This is a genomic window from Bradyrhizobium sp. ma5 (assembly GCF_042258955.1).
Taxonomy (GTDB): domain Bacteria; phylum Pseudomonadota; class Alphaproteobacteria; order Rhizobiales; family Xanthobacteraceae; genus Bradyrhizobium.
Window position 1 is genome coordinate 3,235,177 of sequence record NZ_CP170156.1, and the last position, 13,261, is coordinate 3,248,437.

9 protein-coding genes are annotated in these 13,261 nt (G+C 66.2%); 4 read left to right on the forward strand and 5 right to left on the reverse strand.

What is annotated here, in order from left to right:
* The first annotated feature begins 109 nt into the window (after positions 1-109).
* The 4 genes from ACE103_RS14795 (at position 110) to ACE103_RS14810 (ending at position 7,040) form a co-directional block, all read left to right on the forward strand.
* A complete protein-coding gene (locus ACE103_RS14795) occupies positions 110-1,696 on the forward strand; it encodes a Do family serine endopeptidase (RefSeq protein ID WP_375780011.1) in 1,587 nt (528 codons plus the stop codon).
* A gap of 265 nt (positions 1,697-1,961) precedes the next feature.
* Positions 1,962-2,642 (forward strand): winged helix-turn-helix domain-containing protein, encoded by a 681-nt coding sequence (locus ACE103_RS14800; RefSeq protein WP_375781108.1) that lies wholly within the window; start codon positions 1,962-1,964, stop codon positions 2,640-2,642.
* Positions 2,626-4,080, forward strand: a complete 1,455-nt coding sequence (locus ACE103_RS14805) for a sensor histidine kinase (protein WP_375780012.1) — start codon at positions 2,626-2,628, stop codon at positions 4,078-4,080. The genes ACE103_RS14800 and ACE103_RS14805 overlap by 17 nt, the downstream gene beginning before the upstream one ends.
* A complete protein-coding gene (locus ACE103_RS14810) occupies positions 4,077-7,040 on the forward strand; it encodes a bifunctional [glutamine synthetase] adenylyltransferase/[glutamine synthetase]-adenylyl-L-tyrosine phosphorylase (RefSeq protein ID WP_375780013.1) in 2,964 nt (987 codons plus the stop codon). Before ACE103_RS14805 ends, ACE103_RS14810 begins: the two co-directional genes overlap by 4 nt.
* 156 nt (positions 7,041-7,196) lie before the next feature.
* Here ACE103_RS14810 and ACE103_RS14815 read toward each other — a convergent pair whose 3' ends face one another.
* Genes ACE103_RS14815 through ACE103_RS14835 form a run of 5 tightly spaced genes read right to left on the reverse strand, consistent with a single transcriptional unit; the run spans position 7,197 to position 13,159 of the window.
* Positions 7,197-7,418, reverse strand: coding sequence for a formate dehydrogenase subunit delta (locus tag ACE103_RS14815; RefSeq protein ID WP_375780014.1), 222 nt, complete (start codon positions 7,416-7,418; stop codon positions 7,197-7,199).
* Positions 7,402-8,238: a formate dehydrogenase accessory sulfurtransferase FdhD gene (gene fdhD, locus ACE103_RS14820; protein ID WP_375780015.1), complete on the reverse strand. Its 837-nt coding sequence runs from the start codon at positions 8,236-8,238 to the stop codon at positions 7,402-7,404. The genes ACE103_RS14815 and fdhD overlap by 17 nt, the downstream gene beginning before the upstream one ends.
* A 2-nt stretch (positions 8,239-8,240) precedes the next feature.
* A complete protein-coding gene (fdhF, locus tag ACE103_RS14825) occupies positions 8,241-11,117 on the reverse strand; it encodes a formate dehydrogenase subunit alpha (protein WP_375780016.1) in 2,877 nt (958 codons plus the stop codon).
* Between the two features lie 12 nt (positions 11,118-11,129).
* A complete protein-coding gene (locus ACE103_RS14830) occupies positions 11,130-12,686 on the reverse strand; it encodes an NADH-ubiquinone oxidoreductase-F iron-sulfur binding region domain-containing protein (RefSeq protein ID WP_375780017.1) in 1,557 nt (518 codons plus the stop codon).
* Positions 12,683-13,159 (reverse strand): formate dehydrogenase subunit gamma, encoded by a 477-nt coding sequence (locus tag ACE103_RS14835; protein WP_375780018.1) that lies wholly within the window; start codon positions 13,157-13,159, stop codon positions 12,683-12,685. Before ACE103_RS14835 ends, ACE103_RS14830 begins: the two co-directional genes overlap by 4 nt.
* Positions 13,160-13,261 lie beyond the last annotated feature (102 nt).

Sequence of the window (13,261 nt, forward strand, 5' to 3'; positions counted from 1 at the left end):
CAAAGTTTAATTCCGCAGCCAGCGCGCCGTAAGGCTGATGACCCCATGTTCAGACGCATCAGGTGCTTGCCCCCGCACCGAATGATTCTGGCCCTGGAGATCTCAAGACATGACCGACCGTCCCGACCTCTCGACCCTTCCGTCCTACAAGGCGCCGAAGCGCTCGCTGTTCTCTGCCCGCAAACTCGCGCTGATGGCGTCGGTCGTGGCCGGCCTTGGTGCCGCCACCTACGGCTTCAGCCCCACCCACAACCCGGCCGACCTGTTCACGACCCCCGCGCATGCGCAGGTCAATAACGAGGTCAAGAAGGTTCAGCAGCCGGTCGGGTTTGCCGACATCGTCGAGCGGGTGAAGCCGTCGGTGATCTCGGTCAAGGTCAACATTCGCGAGAAGGTCGCGAAGGACGACAGCAACAATAATGACGATTCGCCGTTCCAGCCGGGTTCGCCGATGGAGCGCTTCTTCCGCCGCTTCGGCGGTCCGGATGGCTTGCCCCCGGGTCTGCGCGGTGGACCGCGTGGCGGTGGCGTGGTGACGGGCCAGGGCTCCGGCTTCTTCATCTCGGCTGACGGCTTCGCCGTGACCAACAATCACGTCGTCGACGGCGCCGACAAGGTCGAGGTCACGACCGACGACGGCAAGACCTTTTCCGCCAAGGTGATCGGCACCGATCCGCGCACCGATCTCGCGCTGATCAAGGTCGAGGGCGGCTCCAACTTCCAGTTCGCCAAGCTCTCCGACACCAAGCCGCGCATCGGCGACTGGGTGCTTGCGGTCGGCAATCCCTTCGGTCTCGGCGGCACCGTGACCGCGGGCATCGTCTCGGCCTCCGGCCGCGACATCGGCAACGGCCCGTATGACGATTTCATCCAGATCGATGCGCCCGTGAACAAGGGCAATTCGGGTGGCCCGGCGTTCGATGTGTCCGGTGAGGTGATGGGCGTCAACACCGCGATCTACTCGCCGTCCGGCGGCAGCGTCGGCATCGCGTTCTCGATTCCCGCTGCGACCGTCAAGAGCGTCGTTGCCCAGCTGAAGGACAAGGGCTCGGTCAGCCGCGGCTGGATCGGCGTCCAGATCCAGCCGGTGACCTCCGACATCGCCGACAGCCTCGGCATGAAGAAGGCCGAAGGCGCGCTGGTTGCCGAACCGCAGGCCAACGGCCCCGCGGCCAAGGCCGGTATCGAGTCCGGTGACGTCATCACCGCCGTCAATGGCGAGCCGGTGAAGGATGCGCGCGAACTCGCCCGCACCATCGGGGGCCTCGCGCCCGGCAATGCCGTGAAGCTGAACGTGCTGCACAAGGGTCAGGACAAGACCGTCAACCTCACGCTCGGCCAGTTGCCGAACACCCTGGAGGCCAAGGCTGACACCGACAACAGCGACAAGGGCAACTCGTCCCGCGGCACCGACGTGCCGAAACTGGGCCTCACTGTGGCACCCGCCAACAGCGTGGCCGGCGCTGGCAAGGAAGGCGTGGTCGTGACCGAAGTCGATCCCAAGAGTGCTGCCGCTGAGCGGGGCTTCAAGGAAGGCGACGTGATCCTCGAGGTCGCCGGCAAGACCGTCGGCACCGCCGGTGAGGTGCGTGATGCGATCACCGCGGCGCGCAGTGACAACAAGAACAGCGTTCTCATGCGCGTGAAGAGCGGCGGTTCGTCGCGCTTTGTGGCTGTGCCGCTGGCCAAGGGATAACTATCTATGAGTTGGAACGCGTCGCCGGCATTAGTCGCCCCCGCCGACGGCGCGTTCCGGGGGGCGGGCGCCTTGCTCGCTCCCTATGTTGCCTTTCGATGGAATATGCCCCCCTCCGTCGGAAGGTCTCAGGGCGGTGAGGTCCCCCAGCTTCACCGCCCACTTTTTTCAAACAATCTGGAATATTCGCGGTCGTCTTGCATGTGCAGGCCGGCCGCGCCATGCTGACAGAGGGCCCATTCCCGTGACCGCAACCGCTCCGCAAATGCGCATCCTGATCATCGAAGACGACCGCGAGTCAGCCGACTATCTGGTCAAGGCATTCCGTGAAGTCGGCTATATCGCCGATCTCGCGTCCGACGGCGAGGAAGGCCTGTCGATGGCGGAAACCGGCGATTACGACGTGATGGTTGTGGATCGCATGCTGCCGAAGCGGGACGGCCTGTCGCTGATCGGCATTCTGCGCGACAAGGGCAACCGGACGCCGGTCCTGATCCTCTCGGCGCTCGGCCAGGTCGATGACCGCATCAAGGGCCTGCGCGCCGGCGGCGACGACTACCTGCCAAAACCCTATTCCTTCGCCGAGCTGCTCGCCCGCGTCGAGGTGCTGTCACGGCGCAACGTCGGGCCAGCCGAGGAGACCACCTACAAAGTCGGCGATCTCGAGCTCGATCGGCTGTCGCATCGCGTCGCCCGCGGCAAGGATGAGCTGACCTTGCAGCCGCGCGAGTTCCGCCTGCTCGAATATCTGATGAAGCATGCAGGGCAGGTGGTGACGCGCACCATGCTGCTCGAGAACGTCTGGGATTATCATTTCGATCCGCAGACCAACGTCATCGACGTCCACATCTCGCGGCTGCGCTCCAAGATCGACAAGGGTTTCGAGCGGCCGCTGCTGCACACCATCCGCGGCGCGGGGTACATGATCCGTGACGGCATTCGGTAAACTGATCCGGACCACGGCGTTTCGGCTGACGCTGGTCTACCTGTTCCTGTTCGCGCTGTTTGCCGCCTCGCTGCTGGCTTACTTCGCCTGGAATACGCGGCGGCTGATCACCGAGCAGATCACGGCGACCGTCAACGTCGAGATCGGCGAGATCACCTCCATCTATAACCGCCGCGGTCTGCACGGCCTGCTGACCACGATGGGCAATCGTGCGCTGCGGCCGGGCGCCAACCTCTATCTCCTGACGGCGCCGAACGGGCAGGCGCTGGCCGGCAATGTCGGCTCGCTGGCGCCTGGTGTGATGAGCGTGCAGGGCTGGAGCGAGACCGCCTATCGCCGGTTCGACGACCTGGACAAGACCGATCACCGTGCGCTGGTTCGGGTCACCGAGATGGACAACGGTTTCCGCCTTCTGGTCGGGCGCGACCTCGAGGAGCGGCGGCGGCTGTTCGGCATCGTCGCCAAGGCGGCGCAATGGTCGATCCTCGTCGTCGTCGTGCTCGGCATCGGTGGCGGCATCTTCGTCGCCCGCCGCGTGCTGCGCCGGATCGACGCCATGACCGGCACCACCAAGCGGATCATGGCGGGCGATTTGTCCGGCCGGCTGCCGGTCGGCCGCAGCGGCGACGAGCTCGACCGTCTCGCGGAAAATCTCAATGTTATGCTGGAGCGCATCGAGGCGCTGATGACGGGGCTGAAGGAGGTCTCCGACAACATCGCCCATGACCTCAAGACGCCGTTGACGCGGCTGCGCAATCGCGCCGAGGAGGCGCTGGCGCGGTCGGGCGGCGAGGCCGACTATCGCGCGGCGCTGGAGCGGACGATCGAGGAATCGGACGGCCTGATCCGCACCTTCAACGCGCTGTTGATGATCGCGCGCGCCGAGTCCGGCCAGGCGCGCGGCAACATGGACGATTTCGACGGCGCCGACGTCGCCAACGGCATCCACGAACTGTACGAGCCGCTGGCCGAGGACGACGGCATGACGCTGCAGGTGAAGACCGCGCCGGCGCCGATTCACGGCAACCGTGAATTGATCAGTCAGGCGGTCGCCAACCTGGTCGAGAACGCCATCAAATATGGCAAGCCCGAACCGGGCGTGGAGCCGATGAAGGCCGATGCGCGGGAGATCCTGATCGAGGCCCGCCGTGAGGGCGATCAGGTCCTGCTCAGCGTCACCGACCACGGTCCGGGCATCCCCGAGGGCGACCGCAAGCACGCGGTGGAGCGCTTCGTCCGGCTCGAGGCCAGCCGCACCTTACCCGGGTCCGGTCTCGGCCTTAGCCTGGCCTCGGCGGTTGCCACGCTCCACGGCGGCGAGCTGCGGCTCGGCGATGCCCATCCGGGGCTGGTGGCCACCCTGGTGCTGCCGGCGCGGGCGGGCAGCAGTGACAGGCTTGCGGCTCAAACGCAGGATGTGCCACAGAAGGCGGCATGAATGCCGCCGCGCCGGGAAACGCGGATCGACACCATCTGGCCGCGCGGTTCGCGGATGGACCGCGTGTCGCCGCTTCCGTATCTGCCGATCAGCGTCTGACCGACTGGTTCGCCGAGCTCGAACCGGCGCAATCGGCTGCGCTCGCGGTGCTGCTGGAGCACCCGTTCGCACGAGACATCCTGCGCGGCATTGTCGAGTTCTCGCCCTATCTATTCGAGCTCGCGCGGGCCGATGCCGCGCGGTTGATCCGGATCCTGTCATGCGACCCGGAGTCGCATCTGGCCAATCTGATCGAGACCACCTCGCGCGACGTGCTCGCCGCCGGCAGCGAGGCCGACGTGATGGTCCTGCTTCGCCGCATGAAGGCGGAGGCCGCGCTGATCATCGCGCTGTGCGACATCGGCGGCGTCTGGCCGGTGATGCGGGTGACGGCGGCGCTGACCGACATCGCGGTGAATTCGGTGCAGTCGGCGCTGCGATATCTGCTCCGGCAGGAAATCGCCCGCGGCCGCATGACTGCCGTCGATCCCGACCATCCGGAAGCGGGCTCCGGCCTGATCGTGCTTGCGATGGGCAAGATGGGCGCGGGCGAGCTGAACTATTCCAGCGACATCGACCTGATCGTGTTCTTCGATCGCACAGCCACCTCGCTTGCCGAGGACATCGAGCCGCAGCCGTTCTTCGTCCGTGTTACCCAGGCGATGGCGCGGATGCTGCAGCAGCGCTCGGGCGAGGGCTATGTATTCCGGGTCGATCTCAGGCTGCGCCCGGACCCGGCCTCGACCCAGGTCGCGATCTCGACCGACGCGGCGTTGCATTATTACGAGCGTGAAGGGCGTACCTGGGAACGCGCAGCGATGATCAAGGCGCGGCCCTGCGCCGGCGATCCCAAAGCCGGCGACGCGCTGATCGGCGAGCTCGCGCCCTTCGTCTGGCGCAAGCATCTGGACTTTGCCGCGCTGGCCGATGTCCACGACATGAAGCGGCAGATGCAGACCTATCGCGGCCAGAGCGAGATCTCGGTCGAGGGGCACAACGTCAAGGTCGGCCGCGGCGGCATCCGCGAGATCGAGTTCTTCGCCCAGACCCAGCAGCTGATCGCCGGTGGCCGCCATCCGGAGTTGCGGGTGCGGCCGACGCTGGAGGCGCTCAATGTGCTCGCCGACAGCAACTGGATCACTTTTGAGGCGCGCGACGAGCTGACCAAGGCCTACGAATTCCTGCGCCGGGTCGAGCATCGGCTGCAGATGATCGCCGACGAGCAGACCCACTCGCTGCCCGAAGCGCCTGAGGACGTCGAGCGTTTTGCGCATTTCTTCGGCTACGAGAATCGCGAGGCCTTCGCTAGGGATCTGCTCGGCCAGCTCAACATCGTGCAGAACCATTACGGCAAGCTGTTCGAGGGCGACGATCCAACCGGGAGCGCGAAGCTGCCGGATGTCGACTACGGGGCGGGGCCCGAAGACGGCCGCCTGATCGAGCATCTCGCCAGTCTCGGCTTCAAGAAGCCGGTCATGGTCGCCGGCACCGTGCAGCAGTGGATCGAGGGCGATTATCGCGCGCTGCGCGTAGAAGCGACGCGGGCGGCGTTCCTCGAATTCATTCCCGGCCTGATTGATGGCCTCGCGGATGCCGAGGAACCTGACGATGCGGTCGCGGCGTTCGACCGTTTCCTGGGCGCGCTGCAGCGGGGCGGGCGGCTGATCTCGCTGCTCAGCCAGAACCGTGATTTCGTCGCGCTGGTGGCTCTGATCCTCGGCGCGGCACCGCGGCTCGGCGACATGCTGGCGCGGCAGCCGCAGATCATGGACGGCCTGGTCGATCCACGCTTCTTTGGCGCGATGCCGGACAAGAAGGAGCTGTCGGAGCGGCTTGCGGCGACGCTGCAGGATGCGTCGTCCTATGAGGACTTCCTCGATCGTCTGAGACTGTTCGGCCAGGAGAGCCTGTTCCTGATCGGCACGCGGATCCTGTCCGGCACCGTGTCGGCGCAGCACGCCAGCACGGCGTTTGCCGATGTCGCCGAAGGTATCGTGCACACCGTGCATGGTCTCGTCACCGACCAGTTCGCCGCGCAATATGGCCGGATCAAGGGGCAGGAGACCGCGATCGTCGCGATGGGCCGGCTCGGCAGCCGCGAGATGACGGCATCCTCAGACCTCGATCTGATCCTGCTCTACGATTTCGACAGCGAGGCGCCGGACTCCGACGGCGAGCGCTCGCTGCATGGCGCGCAATATTTTGCCCGCTTCACCCAGCGCCTGATCAGTGCGTTCACGACCCGGACCAATTACGGCGTCCTATACGAGGTCGACATGCGGCTGCGGCCGTCGGGGCGTGCCGGCCCGGTCGCCTCGCGAATCGATTCGTTTTCCGACTATCAGGAACGCGAGGCGTGGACCTGGGAGCACATGGCGCTGACGCGCGCGCGCGTGATCTCGTCGTCGGCGGAATTCCGCGAGAAGATCGAGGCGATCATCCGCAGCGTGCTGACCCGGCCGCGCGATCCGGCCTCGACCGCGGCCGACGTTGCCGACATGCGGCGCGCGATCGCGCTGGAGAAGGGCGAGGACGATGTCTGGGACCTCAAGCTTGCCGCCGGCGGGCTCGTCGACATCGATTTCATTGCGCAATATCTCCAGCTCGCGCACGCATCCGTGAAGCCGGAGATCCTCAGCGTCTCGACGCTGCAGGTACTGGATCATGCCGCCAAGCTCGGCCTGCTCGGCCAGTCCGAGGCCGAGATCCTGCGCTCGGCGGCGCGGCTCTATCATGATTTGACGCAGATCCTGCGGCTCTGCGTTACCGGCAAGTTCAATCCGGAGACCGCGGGCGAGGATCTGCGGCGCGTGATGGCGCGAGCGGGCGACGCACCGGACTTCTCCGCGCTGGAAGCGCGCCTGCGCGAGACCCAGAGCGAGGTACGCCGGGTGTTCAACGCGATTGTCGGTGGGGGGTAGCGCCCACGATTCTCGACCCGTCATCCTGAGGTGCGAGCCCTTGCGAGCCTCGAAGGATGCACGGCCACGGTCGGGCCGTCGACCCGTCGACCCTTCGAGACGCGCTACGCGCTCCTCAGGTGACGGAGATAGAAAGCCTCGCGTGGTTGCTACTTGCTACGCCTGCTGCTGCAGCTTCTGCAAGGCTTCGCGGACGTCGGGGTCGAGGCCGGCGCCGCCGGTGTCGAGATGGGCGAAGATCTGCTTGCGCATCCGCGGGTCCCAGAACTTCCAGATGTGCTCGGAGATGCCCGGCACGGCGCGGTCGTGCCCCTGGCTCTGGAAGAATTTTCCGATCTGGTTCGCCATATAGACCAGTTTGTCAGGCGACGACGACATAAGCGGTCTCCTTGCCGGGCACCGCGCCTGTGACGCGTTCCGGGTGCGTAAAGATTTCAAATCCATCGGCGCGCGCGATCGCGGCCAGCGTGATGCCGGCGGCATCCGCCATCCGCACCGCAAGCGCGGTCGGCGCCGACACGGCAGTAATCAGCGGCGCGCCGATCGCGGCGGTCTTCTGCACCATTTCGACCGAGACACGGCTGGTCACCAGCACGATGCCGTCGCTTGCGACGACCTTGTCGCGGGCCAGCGCGCCGGCGAGCTTGTCGAGCGCATTGTGGCGGCCGACATCCTCGCGCAGCGCGACGATGCCGCGCGCCGCGGTCCAGAACGCGGCGGCGTGCACCGCGCGGGTCTGGTGGTTGATCTCCTGCAGCGGCGGGACCGCGGCCACCGCGGTCATGATCTCGCGCGGCGCGAAGACGCGGCCCGCGGGCACCACCGCGGCCGGCCGGACCGCCTCGCTGATGGAATCTAACCCGCACAGGCCGCAGCCGGTCGGGCCGGCGATGTTGCGCCGCCGCTCGGCGATCCGCGCGGCCTTGTCGGGCTTGAGCCACATCCGGAGCTCGATGCCGTCATCGAGCTCGACAATGTCGAGGGTCTCGATCTCATCGGCCGATTGCACGATGCCTTCGCTGAGGCTGAAGCCGACCGCGAAGTCGCCGAGGTCCTCGGGCGAACCCATCATCACGGCGTAGGTGCCGCCATTATAGGTCAGCGCCAGCGGCGTCTCTTCCGGGATCAGGCGCGCGCCGTCGCTGAAGACGCCGTCGCGCCAGACCTTTCGGTTCGCCTTGTGGACCGGCTCGCGCATCGTTACTCCGCGGCTTCCACCACCGGCGCGATGCGGCGCGAGTGGCGGGCCTGCTCGTCATAGGCCTTCTGCCAGTCGGACGGACCGTTCGACGGCGAGATCTGCACGGCTGTCACCTTATACTCCGGACAGTTGGTCGCCCAGTCCGAGAAATCGGTCGTGATGACGTTGGCCTGGGTGTCCGGGTGATGGAACGTGGTGTAGACCACACCCGGCGCCACGCGGTCGGTGATCTCGGCGCGCAGCGTCGTCTCGCCGGCGCGGCTCGCCAGCCGCACCCAGTCGCCGTCGCGCACGCCGCGCAGCTCGGCGTCGTGCGGGTGGATCTCGAGACGGTCCTCGGCGTGCCAGACCACGTTCTCAGTGCGGCGGGTCTGCGCACCGACATTGTACTGGCTGAGGATGCGGCCGGTGGTGAGCAACAGCGGGTAGCGCGGGCCGGTGCGCTCGTCGGTCGCGACATATTCGGTGATGATGAACTTGCCCTTGCCGCGCACGAAACCGCCGATATGCATGATCGGCGTGCCTTCCGGCGCCCTCTCGTTGCACGGCCACTGCACCGAGCCGAGCTCGTCGAGCTTTTCGTAGGACACGCCGGTGAAGGTCGGTGTCAGCGCCGCGATCTCGTCCATGATCTCGGACGGATGGTTGTAGTGCATCTCGAAGCCCATCGCCTTGGCGAGCAGGATCGTCACTTCCCAGTCGGCATAGCCGTTGCGCGGCGTCATCACCTTGCGGACGCGCTGGATGCGACGCTCGGCATTGGTGAAGGTGCCGTCCTTCTCGAGGAAGGTCGAGCCGGGCAGGAAGACATGGGCGTAGTTCGCGGTCTCGTTCAGGAAGAGATCGTGGACGATGACGCATTCCATCGCCGACAGCGCCGCCACCACATGCTTGGTGTTCGGGTCGGATTGCAAGATGTCCTCACCCTGCACATAGAGGCCCATGAAGGTACCTTCGATCGCGGCATCGAACATGTTGGGGATGCGCAGGCCCGGCTCCTTGTTGAGCTTGACGTTCCACATCGCCTCGAACTGCTCGCGCACCGCATCGCCGGAGATGTGGCGATAGCCGGGCAGCTCGTGCGGGAACGAGCCCATGTCGCAGGAGCCCTGCACGTTGTTCTGGCCGCGCAGCGGGTTCACGCCGACGCCGGGCCGGCCGATATTGCCGGTGACCATCGCGAGGTTGGCGATCGCGATCACCGTGGTCGAGCCCTGGCTGTGCTCGGTGACGCCGAGCCCGTAATAGATCGCGCCGTTGCCACCGGTGGCGTAGATCCGCGCCGCCTCGCGCAGATCCTTGGGATCGACGCCGGTCATGATCGCGGTCGCTTCGGGGCTGTATTTCTCCTGGGCGACGAAGGCGGCCCATTCCTCGAACTCGCTCCAGTCGCAGCGTTCGCGCACGAAGCTCTCGTTGACGAGCCCTTCGGTGACGATGACGTGGGCGAGCGCCGTGACCACCGCGACGTTGGTGCCGGGCATCAGCGGCAGATGCAGCGCCTTTACATGCGGCGATTCCACCATCTCGGTGCGGCGCGGATCGAGCACGATCAGCTTGGCGCCCTGGCGCAGCCGCTTCTTCAGCCGCGAGGCGAACACCGGGTGAGCCGAGGCCGGGTTGGCGCCGATGATCATCACGACGTCGGTGTCTTCAACCGAATCGAAATCCTGCGTGCCGGCCGAGGTGCCGAAGGTCTGCGACAGGCCGTAACCGGTCGGCGAATGGCAGACGCGCGCGCAGGTGTCGACGTTGTTGTTGCCGAATCCGCCGCGGATCAGCTTCTGCACAAGGTAGGTCTCTTCGTTGGTGCAGCGCGAGGAGGTGATGCCGCCGACCGCGTCGCGGCCGTATTTCTGCTGGATGCCCTTGAACTTCGCGGCGGCGAAGTTGAACGCTTCGTCCCACGACACTTCCTGCCAGGGATCCTCGATCCGTTCGCGGATCATCGGCTTCAGGATGCGCTCCTTGTGGGTGGTGTAGCCCCAGGCGAAGCGGCCCTTGACGCAGGAATGGCCGCGGTTGGCCTTGCCGTCCTTCCACGGCACCATGCGCACCACTTCCTCGCCGCGCATCTCGGCCTTGAAGGCGCAGCCGACGCCGCAATAGGCGCAGGTGGTGACGACCGAGTGCTCGGGCTGGCCGATCTCGATCACGGATTTTTCGGTCAGCGTCGCAGTCGGGCAGGCCTGCACGCAGGCGCCGCAGGACACGCATTCGGAGCCGAGGAAGCTTTCGCTCATGCCGGGCGAGACGCGGCTGTCGAAGCCGCGGCCGGAGATCGTCAGCGCGAAGGTGCCTTGCACTTCCTCGCAGGCGCGGACGCAGCGCGAGCAGACGATGCACTTCGAGGGGTCATAAGTGAAGTACGGATTGGATTCGTCCTTCGGCATCCAGTTGTCGTTTTCGCAGCCGTGCGATTTGGCGAAAACATGATTCTCGCCCTCATAGCCGTAGCGCACGTCGCGCAGGCCGACGGCGCCCGCCATGTCCTGCAATTCGCAGTCGCCGTTCGCCGCGCAGGTCAGGCAGTCCAGCGGATGGTCGGAGATGTAGAGCTCCATCACGCCCTTGCGCAGCTTCTTCAGCCGGTCGCTCTGGGTATGCACGACGAGGCCCGGCATGACAGGCGTGGTGCAGGACGCGGGCGTGCCGGCGCGGCCCTCGATCTCGACCAGGCAGAGCCGGCAGGAGCCGAAGGCGTCGACCATGTCGGTCGCGCAGAGCTTTGGAATCTGGGTGCCGGCTTCCATCGCCGCGCGCATGATCGAGGTGCCCTCGGGCACTGTGATCTGATTGCCGTCGATGGTCAGCGTGACCATCGCCTCGGATTTGGACTTTGGCGTGCCGAAATCGATTTCCTGGATCAGCGACATCGTGATTTCCTGTTATTCCGCGGCCTGCAGCCGGGCCGGTGCGGGGCCGAAATCTTCCCGGAAGTGTTTCAGTGCGCTCATCACCGGGTAGGGCGTGAAGCCGCCGAGTGCGCACAGCGAGCCGAACTTCATGGTGTTGCAGAGGTCTTCGATCACGGCGAGGTTTTCCGTCACACGCTCGCCGTTGATGATCTTGTTGATGGTCTCGACCCCGCGGGTCGAGCCGATCCGGCACGGCGTGCACTTGCCGCAGGATTCGACAGCGCAGAATTCCATCGCAAAGCGCGCCTGCTTGACCATGTCGACGGTGTCGTCGAACACCACGATGCCGCCATGGCCGATCAGGCCGTCGCGCGCGGCGAATGCCTCATAGTCGAACGGCGTGTCGAACAGCGCGCGAGGGAAGTAGGCCCCGAGCGGACCGCCGATCTGCACCGCGCGCACTTCGCGTCCGGTGAAGGTGCCGCCGCCGATCTCGTCGACAAGATCGCCGAGCGTGACGCCGAATGCGGTTTCGAACAGCCCGCCATATCTGATGTTGCCGGCGAGCTGGATCGGCATCGTGCCGCGCGAGCGGCCCATGCCGAAATCGGCATAGGCCTTGGCGCCGTTGTCGAGGATGAAGGGGATCGCCGCGAACGACAGCACGTTGTTGATCACGCTGGGGCGGCCGAACAGGCCCTTGTGCGCCGGCAGCGGCGGCTTGGCCCGCACGATGCCGCGGCGGCCTTCGAGGCTTTCGAGCAGCGACGTCTCTTCGCCGCAGACATAGGCGCCGGCGCCGACCCGAACCTCGAGATCGAACTCATGCTTGGTGCCGCCGATGCGCTTGCCGAGGAAGCCGGCGCGGCGGGCCGCCACGATCGCCGCGTTCATCGCCTCGACCGCGTGCGGATATTCCGAGCGAATGTAGATGTAGCCCTTGGTGGCGCCGACCGTGATACCCGCGATCGTCATGCCCTCGATCACGACGAAGGGGTCGCCTTCCATGATCATGCGGTCGGCGAAGGTGCCGCTGTCGCCTTCGTCGGCGTTGCAGACGATGTATTTGCGGTCGGCGCTGGCCTGCGCCACCGTCTTCCACTTGATGCCCGTCGGGAAGCCGGCGCCGCCGCGGCCGCGCAGGCCCGACGTCGTGACGTCGGCAAGAATCTGGGCGGAGGTCAGCGTCAACGCCCGCTCCAGGCCCTTGTAGCCGCCATGGGCGCAGTAGTCGTCGACCGAGCGCGGATCGACCACGCCGCAGCGCGCGAAGGTCAATCGCGTCTGGCGCTTCAGCCAGGGAATCTCGTCCGTGACACCAAGCCGCAGGGCATGCTGGCCGTTGCCGGTCATCGCATCGAGCAGCGACGGCACGTCCGCCGGTGTCACCGGGCCGAACGCGATGCGGCCTTGGGCGGTCGAAAGCTCGACCATCGGCTCCAGCCAGCACAGCCCGCGCGAGCCGTTCCTGACGATCTCGATTGCTGCGCCACGCGCGGCTGCGGCCTGCGCGAAGGCGAGGGCGACCTCGTCGGCGCCGACGGCGACGGCCGCGGCATCGCGAGGGACGTAAATTCGCATCGTCATCGCTGTGCCTCCGCGACCAGCGCGTCGATCCGCGCTTCATCGAGCCGGCCGACCAACCGGCCATCCAGCATCGCCGAGGGTGCGGTGGCGCAGAGCCCGAGGCAGTAGATCGGCTCCAGCGTCACGCGCTCGTCCGCCGTGGTATTCCCCAGGGAAACGCCGAGCTTGGCCTCCGCCCGCGCCGCAATCCGATCGCCGCCGGCAGCCTGGCAGGCCTCGGCGCGGCAGAGCTTGAGGACGTGGCGTCCGGCCGGTTGCGTGCGGAAGTCGTGGTAGAAGGTGAACACGCCGTGCACCTCGGCGCGGGACAGATTGAGCGCCTCCGCCACCATCGGGATCGCAGGCTCCGGCACGTAGCCGAAGGCTTCCTGCAGCGCGTGCAGGATCACCAGCGTGGCGCCTTCCAGCCCGGCATGCTCGGCGATGATCTCCGTGCCGCGCGCCGTGTCCCAAGGTTCGTATCCCACCGTCATCCGCGCTTCTCACGATCCGTTTTTTGCTTTGCACATCAGAATTGGAATCCTTCGAAACATCAATAAAGCTGTCTCATGCGGCGATTGCGAAATGCGATTAAT

Coding starts and splice junctions, on each gene's coding strand:
- ACE103_RS14815 (WP_375780014.1), bottom strand. CDS start 7,418: ATGTCGTCGTCGCCTGACAAACTGGTCTATATGGCGAACCAGATCGGA.
- ACE103_RS14800 (WP_375781108.1), top strand. CDS start 1,962: ATGCGCATCCTGATCATCGAAGACGACCGCGAGTCAGCCGACTATCTG.
- fdhF (WP_375780016.1), bottom strand. CDS start 11,117: ATGTCGCTGATCCAGGAAATCGATTTCGGCACGCCAAAGTCCAAATCC.
- ACE103_RS14835 (WP_375780018.1), bottom strand. CDS start 13,159: ATGACGGTGGGATACGAACCTTGGGACACGGCGCGCGGCACGGAGATC.
- fdhD (WP_375780015.1), bottom strand. CDS start 8,238: ATGCGCGAGCCGGTCCACAAGGCGAACCGAAAGGTCTGGCGCGACGGC.
- ACE103_RS14795 (WP_375780011.1), top strand. CDS start 110: ATGACCGACCGTCCCGACCTCTCGACCCTTCCGTCCTACAAGGCGCCG.
- ACE103_RS14810 (WP_375780013.1), top strand. CDS start 4,077: ATGAATGCCGCCGCGCCGGGAAACGCGGATCGACACCATCTGGCCGCG.
- ACE103_RS14830 (WP_375780017.1), bottom strand. CDS start 12,686: ATGACGATGCGAATTTACGTCCCTCGCGATGCCGCGGCCGTCGCCGTC.